This is a genomic window from Enterovibrio norvegicus (assembly GCF_002876705.1).
In the GTDB taxonomy this organism is placed as follows: domain Bacteria; phylum Pseudomonadota; class Gammaproteobacteria; order Enterobacterales; family Vibrionaceae; genus Enterovibrio; species Enterovibrio norvegicus_B.
Genome location: NZ_MDAG01000079.1, coordinates 1 through 13,195, shown reverse-complemented (window position 1 = coordinate 13,195; position 13,195 = coordinate 1). Strand labels below are relative to the sequence as shown.

Genomic DNA, 13,195 nt, shown 5'->3' with positions numbered 1-13,195 from the left:
GCTTTATCGCTGCCACGTGTTTTCAACCACGTGGTAGTGATTCACATGACGATCAGGCACCAGCTCGTAGTGAGCATCCTCAGGGTATAATTTAGCCACGTCGATATTCTCACCAGCAAATGCAGTAATACATTCGAGCGTTTCCCAATACGTTATTAGCGTAATTTCAACGCCCTCATTCACGTCCCGTTGAAATATTTGCGCGCCGAGAAATCCAAGTGTCTCAGACGACTCTTTCACACCCGTCTCGTACAGATATCCAATAAACCCTTCTTCGTGCTTCTTTGGACACGTCGCTTTCCATTCCCTTGCGATCATACTTCTCTTCCCTGTTGTTTTTGAAACACCCAAATCACACCCCACCCTAGCGTATAAGCCAGTAGATCAAGCCAATCGAATGTTGAACCGATAACAATGCTCGCAAATTTATTACTTTGCAGGCCAAGCACTTCAACAAGACGAAAATATTGGCCAATCTCAACACAGTACGCGAACACCAGCACAAACAACGACAACACCAAAGGGCGAACCAAAAGAAATGCCGCGAGAAACGCATACATCCATACCACGACCAATACATCCCCCAGAAACGGGCGAACAAAACTATCTTTCACAAACAAAGCAATGCCAATAAGAACAGCGAGCAATACCATACTTGCGAGAAAGTACTTTCCATTGAATGTGATCATAAGTGTACAGCGCGGAAATCAAGTGAATGGGGAATAGGCATGAAGGCGTTATACCATTTGCCACCCATGCAGAAGCATGGTTTTTGTTTATGAGAGTGGAAATGGGGAGAAAAATCAACGGACTTCAACGGTCCGTTCCCAGTTGAGTGACGTTCTAAAACCTGTTGCGCGTTGGGTGAAGGAAACTAATACCCCATGTATTTGTCGATCAATGTTTCAAGCTTACCTTCAAGCGAGGCCTCGAAATCATCCAAGCTTTTCTCTAAGCGTGACAGATACTGAGAAGCTTGTGCGCGGCTCATTTTTTTACCCATCACATTAAACTGCATCTCTGGAAGGCTTTTGTCGTTTCTTGGTACCACATTCAAAGCAATGTAATCGGTGTTTAGTGCCAGCATTTCTTGTTCAATGTACTGACAAAAATCATCGATTTTGCTTGCCCCTTGAGGTCCAAGGCATCCTGGTTCAAGGCGACAGATAACACTTAACTTCATTCCTTCAGGTACAAGAGACGCGCTTCCCATGCAAAAAACTCCAAGCATTTTCAATTCATTATAAAAAGCAGAATAGTCCAAATCAGGAACAATCGCTCAATTGTTGAACGCACCCTGCAAAAATTATTTACACCTTCATACGTTAGAAAAGCCGCTGACACTGCCGACTTTGTTACGTTTAAACGCCTTACCAAGACTGAAAAAACAAAGACATGCCGCATGACTTTTTAAACGGCATGAACGCATTTGATTGCCGACCGACATGACACTTACATGAGAAAGAAGATGAAATACCGCGGCTTTTACTCTATTATCCTGCCGCCTGAGCGCAAGCGTTTGCTTTTTTCTCACATTCCTTGCTGACAGGCTCCAATCCGATATTTTAGCTATGGAGGGACGCCTTAATGACCACACTAACAATTACACGCCCTGACGACTGGCATGTTCACCTTCGCGATGGTGACGTACTGACAAATACCGTCAAAGACATCAGCCGCTACAATGGTCGCGCGCTCATCATGCCAAACACAGTTCCTCCTGTTACAAACACCGAAATGGCTATCGCCTACCGTGATCGCATCATGGCCGAAAAGCCTTCTGCACAGTTCGAGCCTCTCATGGCTTTATACCTCACCGACAACACCACCCCTGACGAAATTAAAAAAGCAAAAGCATCAGGCGCGGTTGTCGCAGCGAAACTTTACCCTGCCGGTGCAACAACGAACTCAGATTCAGGGGTTACCTCAGCACGCAATATCTACCCAGTGTTAGAAGCGATGCAAGAAGTGGGTATGCTGCTTCTTATCCACGGTGAAGTGACCACCCACGACGTTGATATTTTTGACCGTGAAAAAGCATTCCTCGATACCGTATTAGCCCCAATCGTTAGCGATTTCCCAGGGCTAAAAATCGTTCTAGAGCACATCACCACCTCGGATGCTGCAAGCTTTGTGAAAAATGCCAACGACAATGTTGCTGCAACCATCACAGCACATCACCTGATGTATAACCGCAACCACATGCTGGTCGGTGGCATCAAGCCTCACTTCTACTGCTTGCCGATCCTAAAACGCAACACACACCAAAAAGCCTTGGTTGAAGCCGCCACCAGCGGCAGCAAAAAGTTCTTTTTAGGTACTGACTCAGCACCGCACGCTAAAGGCGCAAAAGAAGCAGCCTGTGGTTGTGCTGGCTCTTACACCGCACACGCCGCACTTGAACTTTACGCTGAAGTGTTTGAGCAAGAAGGCAAGCTGGAAAACCTTGAAGCATTTGCTAGCCAAAACGGCCCAGACTTCTATGGCCTTCCACGTAACAGCGACACGGTGACCCTCACAAAAGAAGCATGGTCGGTTTCCGACACCATGCCGTTTGGTTCAGACGTTGTCGTGCCTATTCGCGCAGGCGAAAGCATTAGCTGGACAGTGAAATAGACCCGCACTGACCACCAATACCACTAAAAAAGCCGAGTGCAGTGATGCACTCGGCTTTTTATTACTACATAACATATTACTCAGACGTTGCTAACCATTGCTCTCGCGTGATTTTGTATAAGCAATGGCGTTCTAACGGGTGCCCTTTTGGCAGCTTTGGGTGATCAAAGTCGTTATGGCTATTCACCATTCCAATTTTCACCATAACACGCTGAGAAGGAAGATTGTCTAACGCCGTAAACGCATAAACCGATGGGGTATCAAGGTCTTCAAAGGCATACTGCAGCGCCTTTTCTGCAGCTTCAGGCGCATAGCCCATACCCCAAAATTCAGACGCTAATCGCCAACCAATTTCGATAAATGGCACATCAGGAATACCGCTATTTTCATCCTGTGTATGCAGGCCAACAAAACCCATAAACTGCCCAGTTGATTTAAGCTCAATCGCCCAGAAGCCCCATCCTCTTTCGGAAATAAGCGACCGTATTCTGCTTCCCAGCTCATCACTTTTTGAGCGAGAAAGTGGTTCGGGAAAGTAACGCATCACCTCAGCGTCCGCATTCAATGCGGCAAACGGTAGGTAATCTTCGTCTTTCCACTGCCGAAGCAAAAGCCTGCGGGTTTCTAACATCATGGTACGCCTACACTGAACGCTAAATACTGAACAGAGAACGCATATCCGCTACGCTTTTTCTATGATCAGATACGTGTGAAACTCGGGGTATTGATCAAACTCCAAGTGTCTGATCACACAACCTAGTTCGATGAATAAAGACAAAAAGCCATTCGTGCCTAACGATGAATAATAAACATCAGGCCCCATATAATCATCCGTGTGATCACCCTCTGTCGCGGTGCCGCCAAATGAAAAGATAAACACACCACCCACATTCAAACTCTCAATGATTTTAGTGAGCACTGCGCGTTGTTCTGACAAAGGGATATGCCAAATACTGTCCCATGCGGTAATGAAATCGTATTTTTCAGGCAAGGTATATTCGCAAATATCCGCCAACACAAAGGGAATATGAGGGTAGCGTTTTCGCGCAATCTTTAGCATTTCGGTCGATACATCAAGCCCTGTGGGCGTAAAACCTTCATTCGACAACAGCTCAATAAAACGGCCCGTGCACCCACATCCAATATCCAATGCATTTCCACGCGCACTCACAAACGAGATGGCCTTCTTGTGCTGCTCAATACCATTATCCATATTAAAGCGCTCACTTTCCCAAAGGTGAGTGATTTGGTTGTAAGCCTGACCTATCTGTTGTGGTTTCATTCGATCATCCTCTCCACAGGAAACATCATGATGCGTTAAAAAATGACAGGGCGAACAAGTGCGTCGTCACAAAGGCAAAGACGTTCAACTCGAAGAAAAGGTATCAACCCTGCTCACAAGCTTTCTATTCGAACGCTTCGTGTTTCGGTAAATCATCTGAGAATGTATACCAAGGTGCTTGATGGGATACCCAGATATGATTTCTCTGCTCGGACGTTAGCACCGTATCTAGCGTCCCTAATCTCAAGATAATATGCTGAGTATGTTCCCTTTTCGCATAAATCTGTGAGCCACAATTTTTGCAAAAGTAACGAGACTTACCCAAGGACGATTCGTAAGATTTCAGCGTTCCCGAAACCACCTCAAAATCGGTGTCTTTGACAGATGCAACACTCGAAAACGCGGCTGCATGCGCCTTTTGACAAGTGCGACAATGGCAGTGAACAATCTCTCCGATGTCCCCCGTGATGTGATACTTCACTTGCCCACAAAGGCAGCTCCCTGAATGCATACTGGTCCCTTATCAATCCTTTACTTGCCCGCGTCGGAAGTCCATTTAGCGGCTTCGATTAGTATTTTACAACCCATCCCCCGTCAAAGATGTTCTTTCGTTGAGCCTGTTCTCAATTAAGGACAGACATGACTATCGCTTCCACTGACGAGGCGTTATCTCGTTATCCCGTTATCCCGTTATCTCCCAACAGTCTCAACAGAAAGTTCCTACAGCAAGCCCCTGTAACTGGCCTCTACCCTGGAGCTAGCCTCTACATAGACATACACCTACATAGACAGACACTCTTACCCGCGATTTTGCTTTTTATCGCCCCAACGCAAAAGCCCAGCTTAACGCTGGGCCTTGTTACTCAATACTCGCTTTCTGGCGATTTTACTTCTCAGGCATTGGCAGAATTTCAAACAAACCATCGAAGTTATCTAACACACCCGTCAGTTTACTCAGTAGTTCAACATCCCCTCTCACACTTGCCTGACCAGACTTGAGCAAACTTTCCAAACTGATTTCACCCAACACCACTTTGGTGAAGTCGGTTTTGTGAATAACGAGCTCGAAATCAACATTGGGCATTTCATCAACTTCAATGTTTGCCATGTTTGCATTCGACACTTCGCCGTAGAAGCGCTCACCCAGATCAGGGTGGTGAACACCGAAGTTAAAGTCCAGACCTGCCGCTTCTGCTTTCGGTGCGTTTAAGCTCACTGCAATATAATCGAGGAACATACCTGTTGGCGTATTCGCAATCACATCTGGTGATGCCAGTTTGATGGAAGGCTGGATCTCACCAGTTCGGAGTTCTGCCGCGCCTTGCAAGTAGCTGTTACGCCACGCCATGGTTTCAGACTGATACCCCTGCTGTTCGAAACTGTCAGCTAAAGCAAAACGGTAATCGATATTGTTAGGTTCGCACTGCACCAGATCGTTAAACAGCTGCGACGCCTCTTGATATTCACCGGCTTTAAAGTGCGTCCTCCCCGCGTTGTAGAGCACATCCGCACCGGCTGCTTCCACATATACACACGACTTTTCTTTGGTCTGAAGGGGATTCGTGTTAACGGGATTCATGTCATGGTAACCAAGATACAAATTGACCACTGCGCGGGCATTGTGGCTATACGAACCGTGGTACCCATTGGTATGCCACGTATCAATTTGGGACTGAGGAACAATCTTTTCGATCTCCCTACCAACATCATGAATGGTGACGCCGTGGTTCGCTAAACGCATGGCTTGATTATGAATGAACCCGTAGTTATCGCGCTGCAATGTCATGTACTCCGAAATTTCGTTCACGTCGGTCTTTTTGTCGTTCCACACGGGGGCAGAGTGAGCGGCATGAATGTTGTCCACCAAACCGTTATCAACAAAACGCATCTTCAGCTCGGTCAGGTACTTCGTCCAGACCAACGAATCACGAACCTTCGCACCGCGGAAGGTATAAATATTGTGCATACCGTCATACGTTAATTCTGCGGTGTTGAGAGAGCGGTACTCGGGCACATACAACACAATTTCTGCTGGAGCTTCTGCGCCAGGCATATTGATTGCGAGGAAATCCAACCCATCAATCGTAATGCGCTTTTCACGCGCCTGAATCTCTTTCGTTGGCGCAACTAACGTCACTTCACCACGAGACGTACCGAGACCCAACGCATTATCAACGATGCCTTTGGTGTTGGTATCCAGCGTTGTGCCGTATTGGTAATTCGCACGACGCCCCATTGCAGTGCCCGCAATCACGTTTTCATCCGCCAATTCTTTGATGAAGTCTTTAGGCGCATAGATTTCTGCATCTGCCGCGAAGTCGCCAGATTCATACACGCCACGAGAACCGCCAAAATGGTCTGCGTGCATGTGTGAATAAATCATGCCAGTGATTTTGTGCTCACCATTAATGGCTGGCAGGTGTTTTTTCGCAAATTCCCATGATGCCGCGGCCGCTTCCCGAGACAACAAAGGATCATGAATCACGTATCCGTTGTCAGTGCGATAAATCGTCATGTTTGATATGTCAGCGCCACGGATTTGATAAACGCCGTCGGTCACTTCATACAAACCGCCTGCTGCGTAGTTCATCATGCCTTGACGCCAGATTGAAGGATTGACGGTCGGTGGGAGATCGTCGACGGACATGTCTGTCATGTATTCAAAACGGTTTTTTAGTTCACCCGCTTCGTGAGTACCAAACTCAGCAATCAGACCACGCGTTGTGCGATCAAACGCGGTTGTATCATCCCAAGGAAGAGTCTTTGCCAACGCTGCATTTGCGCTGATCGTATGCTCTGAGGCTGGCTTGCCTTCGTAGGTATCAATAGATGCGTAGTCATTGGCAAAGGCACCGAAAGACATAACAATCGCGAGAGACAAAACTGAAGGAACGCATTGAATTTTCATAATAAACCTCTTGGGGTTTCGTATTGGGTATGGGCTTAATCTAACGCGTTGACTCATAGCAATACATGCACGAAAATAGATTCGAAACATCACAATTTGTTATGTGAGGGCGAAATGCTAAGTCACCTTGATTTAAACCTGCTGAAAGTTTTCGTGGCAGTCTATCGTCATCAATCCATCACGATGGCAGCAGAAGAGATGGGGCTAACGCAGCCGGGCGTCAGTGGGCTATTAAAGCGTTTGCAACAGCAAGTTGGCAGCCAACTCTTTGTGCGATCAGGAAGAGGCATTGCGCCAACGCAGCATGCTCAAACACTGATGACACACGTTGAGCCAGCCCTGATTCAAATTAGTAATGCTCTTGAGGGCTTGAATGGGTTTTCAACTGAGCACCCACGCAAATTCATCATCTACACCTCAGAGCCAGTCATGATGATGTTGTTACCTAAGATTGAATCGGACGACAGTTTGGGTAATGTGAGGATAGAACTTCAACCTACCCTTTCTAATGAAGAGAAACTGATCACTGGTTTGAACCAACACCAAGCGGATATGGCGATAGAGTTTGCCAATTACTCGACACGTTCATTCTTTACCGAAGATCTCTTTGAGGACGGTATCTGCGTGATCGCCCGTAAAGGCCACCCAAGAATTGATGGCGCGATCAGCCAGGCGCAGTTTTACGACGAAAAACACATCACGTTAAAATTGCGAAGGGAAGATGCGTATCTGGCGGACTATTTCACTAAAGAAAGGCTTGATGACAGGCAGGTAGCGGCAGAATGCACGTCACTGGTTTCACAGCTGTCGATGGTGTCAAACAGTGATTGCATTGCAACAATGACGGCAAGCATTGCCTCACTGTTTGCAGAAAGGCTAAACATCCAGATATTGGACATCCCTTTTACCGTCCACCCAATAAGATACCGTTTGATGGTTCATAATCGCGAGCGTAATAGCCCATCGAACATCTGGCTAAGGGAAAAGATAGCGTCTTACTTTGCAGTCTGATTCACCGCTCTCGACAAAGCACTCTCGTTCTCCGAAGAGGAATTGGGGTTAGATTTATGATTCATGAACTGAGCTTTTTATCACGTATGCACAAATCAAAGACCTAATCCCCCCTGAATACATTTTACGCCTCGGTGACCACACTCCCGTCAGGTCTTATCATTCCAATGGTATAGGCTTGATCCAACATGCTGTCATCTATGATTGCTCCACGAAGATCAGCACCAGATAGGTAGGTGTCTTTGTCCATCAGTACACCTGTTAGGTTTGCGCCCTTCAAATTTGCGCCCGATAAATTGGCCCCTTTCATGTTGCAAAAGAGAAACGAGCCTTTTTCCAAATTGGATGATGAAAGGTTAGCCTTAGCCAAGGTGACAAATGACATGTCTACTTGCGGCGCATAGATACTCACCAATAGCGCTCTGTCTAACCGCGCTTTTGTAAAATTCGCGCCCGCCAGCGATGATTCCGTTAGGTCTGCCTCACTCAGATTTGAATCACTCAGGTCAGCACCATCCAATGATATTTTCATCAAACACACTTCTGACAGATCCATTCTGTTCATTGCGCATTTCTTTTCATTCAGGCGCTCCATCGCAATCTGTCTCGCCCGGGATGTTTTCACGCCGTGCGAGCTGTCAATCGTTTTCCAACACTCAAGGATTCCGGCTTTTTCTGCATCGTTATTTCCTCGTAGCATAGTCATGATTAACAGCACCAAAGAGCAGGCACTGAGTAACCTTGTCCAATTCGGAACCCCATATATGGCGGCAATCTCCAATACAACCACCGACAGTGCCAACCACAAAATCAATAGCTTTGGCACTGGCAGAGAATAAAGCCATGCCAAAGCGCCAGTTTTTACGGGTTTCTTGGCTGTCTCGGTTGTGCTTTGGGTTTGCGCTTTCGCTTTTGCCGCACCCTCTTGCATTATCTGAGCGGCGTTGCTGTAGACCTCTGACCAAGCAGCCGCATAGTCATCCGTCCATTCCTCGCCTAGCTCTTCCTCAAACGTCTGAAGCAGGGTTTGACCGACAATCGAATAGTGCGACTCCAGCACACCGTAAGACAAGTGCCGCTGCCCCAACGGTCCCAGCATATTCTGCAACTTTTCCGGATCATGCAAAGCAGCAACCATTGCCGTCAACGCGGCAAGCAGTTTGTCGGCCATTTTTGTCATCGAGGTGTTCGCGAAAAGTGGCATCAGATGAGGCGAATGCTCTGAAATCCGTTGATAGAAAAGCTCTGCGAATTTCTTTCCATCGGGCAGTTTCGCAAAGCTTTCTTCAACCAATTCAACCGTATTCATATTTAAAATTAACCTTATAAAAAACGATCAAGCAATATGAAAGTATAAGCATAAAAATCACGCTATTCATCCTGACGGCGACAATACCGCATGGACTGGCAACAAGTATAAATTCCTATGCGACTTGCATGCTTTAATGCCTAACATCGCCCACAAGTGCCGACAGCGAAAGGCGTTTTTTGCGCAGAAAAAAAGTGACTGTATCCGGAGGGAATTTCAACTAACTAGGGACAGGCATGCTTAAAGTTCAGCAGAGAAGAGCCTGTTAATGCGGCGGGCACATTTGGTGCCTTCTAACGAACAAAGCACTGCAACCATGTAATGTCATCAGAGCCATGACGAGAGTTAGCGAAAAGCCAAATATAGAGTGGTAGTCCGGGGCGCATATCAGAATGTCTTGCGGATGTTTGACGAACGGAGGGATCCATGTAGCCGCATTAAGGGTGAGCAACGCCAGAATCCCAACCTAATCCATTGTTTTATATATTTAAATGAAGTAATCCGAAAACGCTAAGCGTTAAAAAACCGTCTTAATCGCTTTGTATGGATATTACTTAAATGGTGTGAGATCTATACCTTCAATGTCACAAACAGCCTTCACTGTTGGATGTTTCGACAGGCGATTCAGATAGCCAGCCAAGTGTTTGAATGTCAACGGGGATCTCTGAATGGGTAGCGACCATTCAGCCAACATGAACAAAAAATAGTCACACGCAGACAAAGTGTCACCTAGTAGGTAGTCATTGTGCTCTAGCTGATCATCTATGATCGACAAAGCTTCGGCAATACACTCATCTTGAGCCGCTACAACATTTGGAATAGTTGATTCATCATTCGTATGACGATGCGGATAATAACGAACCATTAACTCAGCTTGAAGCGTGTTATTTAGAAAAGCTAACCATTGAAAGAACAGCGGACGCATAGCGTCACCCACAACCGGAATTAGGCCGTGTTCGGGGTGTAATTCACAAATATGAATACAGATTGCAGCGCTCTCAAAAATCGCTTGTTCATTATGCACGAGAGTAGGAATACGGCCAGCTGGATTCAGCTTTAAATATTCGGCTGATTTCTGAGAGTTTGACGTCTTATCAACCAGTAAAAGATCGTATTCAGCGCCAACATGATGAAGTAGGAAATGCGGAGCTAAACTCGCATTGTTTGGGTAGTAATATAGCTTGAACAAAACAACCTCCATATTGAAACTAGCGACTAACTAGGCCACTAACTAGGGACAGACAGACTTAAAATTCATCCCAGTTGTACATCTAGAAAGACTCGTTTGCTCTGTCGAGCGCGTCATTCTTCAGAGCAAAACTATCATAGCGCTCTATCGGAAAACAAATTACAGAATTTGACTGAATGACACGCAGCAAGACCCTCAAGCTAGCGCCTGAGACATCGTTTGTTCTAGAGGAGAGTTTTGTTAGCGGTTTGGCAACCGAAACCCGCAAAATCGCTTCCGCTGCAGGTGAGGTAACGCCGTCTTTATTGCGGTTTCAGTGCCGACAATGCCGCCTTGCTCAATGTTCGTGCATGTGGCCAACCAACTTTTAGCGTCAAACCCTAGCCTTTCGAGCAGTGGCGGCGAAGTATTATCAATATGTCCACGTTTATCATCACGTACTTGCCTTCCTGTCCAATCAACCAATGCAAGGTAATCCATTAGCCGAAAAGGAATACCATCTGGCATATTCTCTCGTGGGTTGCCTGCAAAAGGAAACAAACCTTGTGGGGAGGTTTTATTACTTTCCATCGCATCAATGCGCGCTTTCACGCTGGTATAATCCGACGTTTCTGGCGTCTCGGCAATTGCTGCGCGTACAGGGTTCAAGTCGACATAGGCCATGGCTGCGGCGACGGCTTTCTCATCAAGCAATGCTTGGCTTTTAAAGCGCCCTTCCCAGAAATGTCCGGTGCAGTTGTCCTCTCTATTCGCTTCTGAGGCAATGTGTTGATTGATCAGACGCATAAACCAACTGATTTATACAAGACGCTCTCGCCACACTTCAATGATCTCATTGCATCGTTCAGTTTCTGCCTCAGACAGTTTATCGCCCTGAATAAATCGTCGAATTAGCGTGGGCCCATGATGAAAAGCGAGCCAACGTTCGACCACCTCTAAATTTGACAGCGCTTTTGCCTTTTCAGCATTGATATGCAAAACCACATGATAGTGATTACTCATGACGGCGTAAGCGCATACATCGATACAAAACGCACCTGCCAGTGCAAGTAATCGTTTTTCAATCCACTCTCGACGATGTTCGTAACTTTGTTGCGCTTGCTCATCATAGCCACAGAGAAATGACCGACGAACACAACGGGAAACGCAGTGGTAATAAGGTGTAGCTTCAATACTGATGAGGGAGGATCGGGCTTTTGTCATTGAGATTCAAAATGGATGGCAACCAAACAATATGAAAAGCATATCGTTTTGAAACCACCTATTCATCTTTATCACACACCTTTGAGCCTGAAAGCACTAACGCATGCAACTGATAAGGTTATGGTTTTCTTAGAGTGTCTGTCCCTGCTTTATTAAAAATCTGCCGCGTTGACAAAGCGTCCCTCGTTGATTGCCTTGTTAGGCTCTTTTTATGGTACGTATACCATTTCAACGGTAACTAAATAGTTGGTTTCAGATTCTTCAACTTCAGCTTTAAGTGCCAGATCACTTCGACCTTCACCGTCAGTCCATAAATCAATCAGAACTTCCCACTTACTACCCATCCACAAGCAGGTTGATGAATCCCACGTTTTATCAGGCAAGTCTATAAGTGTTTCTCCATAGTCTTCGATATATTCAGAGATATAATCTGCTGTTTCCTGAGACATAGGTGAAGTAAATCTAGGCTTGCTTTTCAGTAGGTAGTCTTTCTGTGCTAGTGCCGACACTATTTCTTTGAAAATCGGACGCCAAATAGTAGGAATTGGCAATTCATTATCTTCATCCTTCACAACAACGACTTCATTCATCTACTTTGTCTCTCCAACACCAATTCAATGCCTAACGTTCGAATAACGGGCGTTAACTAGCCCAAACTGATTGAAACGCCCAAATCACTGGGTTTCTGTGAAAAATTGCGCCACGAGTAAACGTCCACGTTTATTTGCTTGTTAAGCATCATTCTCTTAGGACGATACCCTGACCCTATACTGAAAATTTAGTACTGGGTAGATTCTAGGGAGAGTGCTTGGGATTATCGGTAAAGTAACGAAAAGTTCAATTTCCCTCGCTTTAATCAACCCAAAGTTTGAAATCATACGCGATACCAGTTCACTCCTGCACATCAACGTTACAGAGGTACAGTCTTCATGGAATTGGATGAATCCGATTGGATATTTTCCAGATAACGAACCTATTTCTTCACTACTACTCTCCGATATGTTGATTCGCACGTCTTGATCTGGGAAGTCAAAACCATCTTCAACTGCGGTTATAATTGTCTCGTAATAAAGAGATGAATATATAGGTTCACCCTCGTCACTTCCATCGAAGGTCTCAGTCATACCTGCAATATTAGGTGTGAGTTGTAACCAAAAACACTCACTATCTTTTAGTTCTTCGTATGATGGAGCCTGATTCATAACAATTAATATCTCATGATGCTTAACGTTGTGATAACGGGAACTTGCCCGCACTAAACCCGACCAAACCAATGTATTCACGCTACTTTCTAAACGCTTCGAGATTGGCAAGGTGTCCCGCTCATGACCTTGTTAGCCGCTGAACTTTCATACTATCGCGGCTACGCCGCCAACACCCAACGAACGCGCCATTTTGTGAATTCAACTGTGGCTTTAAAGGCAAAATCACTCGATAAAACCAAAGGCATTGAATTCAACTTAGCAAAGATAGCCACATGATTTTGCATTGAGTTTGGGATTGGTTTGATGAGCGTTTTCAGATTAAACAGCCTGCGACGAAGAGAGGAAATAGCTAACCAAACATTGCAAACTAAACAATGAGAAGAACGGACGGATAACGTTGTGATAACGGGCACTTGCCCTCGATTAACCCGACCAAACCAATGTATTCACAATACTTTCTAAGCGCTTCGAG

At 45.8% G+C, this 13,195-nt stretch carries 13 protein-coding genes and 1 pseudogene; 3 read left to right on the top strand and 11 right to left on the bottom strand.

What is annotated here, in order from left to right; translation table 11 throughout:
* Positions 1-3: 3 nt before the first annotated feature.
* The 3 genes from BCT27_RS25735 to BCT27_RS24325 form a co-directional block, all read right to left on the bottom strand.
* On the bottom strand, positions 4-318 hold the full coding sequence (locus BCT27_RS25735) for an antibiotic biosynthesis monooxygenase (RefSeq protein WP_198597625.1): 315 nt from the start codon (positions 316-318) through the stop codon (positions 4-6).
* A complete protein-coding gene (locus BCT27_RS24330) occupies positions 315-689 on the bottom strand; it encodes a ribosomal maturation YjgA family protein (RefSeq protein ID WP_241908642.1) in 375 nt (124 codons plus the stop codon). Before BCT27_RS24330 ends, BCT27_RS25735 begins: the two co-directional genes overlap by 4 nt.
* Before the next feature lie 185 nt (positions 690-874).
* Positions 875-1,213, bottom strand: a complete 339-nt coding sequence (locus BCT27_RS24325) for a hypothetical protein (protein ID WP_102392091.1) — start codon at positions 1,211-1,213, stop codon at positions 875-877.
* 374 nt (positions 1,214-1,587) lie between these two features.
* Here BCT27_RS24325 and pyrC point away from each other — a divergent pair, with 374 nt between their 5' ends.
* Positions 1,588-2,616, top strand: coding sequence for a dihydroorotase (gene pyrC, locus BCT27_RS24320; protein WP_102397047.1), 1,029 nt, complete (start codon positions 1,588-1,590; stop codon positions 2,614-2,616).
* 76 nt (positions 2,617-2,692) lie between these two features.
* Here the strand turns inward: pyrC and BCT27_RS24315 are convergent, their stop codons facing one another.
* From BCT27_RS24315 to BCT27_RS24300, 4 genes are all read right to left on the bottom strand, one after another.
* Positions 2,693-3,250 (bottom strand): GNAT family N-acetyltransferase, encoded by a 558-nt coding sequence (locus BCT27_RS24315; protein WP_102397046.1) that lies wholly within the window; start codon positions 3,248-3,250, stop codon positions 2,693-2,695.
* Between the two features lie 48 nt (positions 3,251-3,298).
* Positions 3,299-3,898 (bottom strand): class I SAM-dependent methyltransferase, encoded by a 600-nt coding sequence (locus tag BCT27_RS24310; RefSeq protein WP_102397045.1) that lies wholly within the window; start codon positions 3,896-3,898, stop codon positions 3,299-3,301.
* A gap of 124 nt (positions 3,899-4,022) precedes the next feature.
* Positions 4,023-4,409 (bottom strand): GFA family protein, encoded by a 387-nt coding sequence (locus tag BCT27_RS26050; RefSeq protein ID WP_102397044.1) that lies wholly within the window; start codon positions 4,407-4,409, stop codon positions 4,023-4,025.
* A gap of 375 nt (positions 4,410-4,784) precedes the next feature.
* Entirely contained in the window at positions 4,785-6,806 is a 2,022-nt protein-coding gene (locus BCT27_RS24300) for an alkyl/aryl-sulfatase (RefSeq protein ID WP_102397043.1), read from the bottom strand.
* Positions 6,807-6,920: 114 nt separating this feature from the next.
* Here BCT27_RS24300 and BCT27_RS24295 point away from each other — a divergent pair, with 114 nt between their 5' ends.
* Positions 6,921-7,817 carry a LysR family transcriptional regulator gene (locus BCT27_RS24295; RefSeq protein WP_102397042.1) on the top strand — a complete coding sequence of 299 codons (897 nt, stop codon included), beginning with the start codon at positions 6,921-6,923 and terminating at the stop codon, positions 7,815-7,817.
* 124 nt (positions 7,818-7,941) lie between these two features.
* On the opposite strand, the gene BCT27_RS24290 is transcribed toward BCT27_RS24295, so the two are convergent.
* The 4 genes and pseudogenes from BCT27_RS24290 to BCT27_RS24275 form a co-directional block, all read right to left on the bottom strand.
* Complete coding sequence (locus tag BCT27_RS24290) at positions 7,942-9,126, bottom strand: pentapeptide repeat-containing protein (RefSeq protein WP_102318938.1); 1,185 nt, start codon at positions 9,124-9,126, stop codon at positions 7,942-7,944.
* Between the two features lie 550 nt (positions 9,127-9,676).
* Positions 9,677-10,315: a glutathione S-transferase family protein gene (locus BCT27_RS24285; protein ID WP_102397041.1), complete on the bottom strand. Its 639-nt coding sequence runs from the start codon at positions 10,313-10,315 to the stop codon at positions 9,677-9,679.
* Positions 10,316-10,555: 240 nt separating this feature from the next.
* A pseudogene (locus BCT27_RS24280) lies at positions 10,556-11,518 on the bottom strand (transposase).
* Positions 11,519-11,727: 209 nt separating this feature from the next.
* Positions 11,728-12,108, bottom strand: a complete 381-nt coding sequence (locus BCT27_RS24275; protein WP_102397040.1) for a DUF7668 domain-containing protein — start codon at positions 12,106-12,108, stop codon at positions 11,728-11,730.
* Positions 12,109-12,843: 735 nt separating this feature from the next.
* Here BCT27_RS24275 and BCT27_RS25730 point away from each other — a divergent pair.
* The gene (locus BCT27_RS25730) at positions 12,844-12,999 is read left to right on the top strand and encodes a hypothetical protein (RefSeq protein ID WP_198597624.1); all 156 of its coding nucleotides are present in this window, start codon (positions 12,844-12,846) and stop codon (positions 12,997-12,999) included.
* Positions 13,000-13,195: the final 196 nt, after the last annotated feature.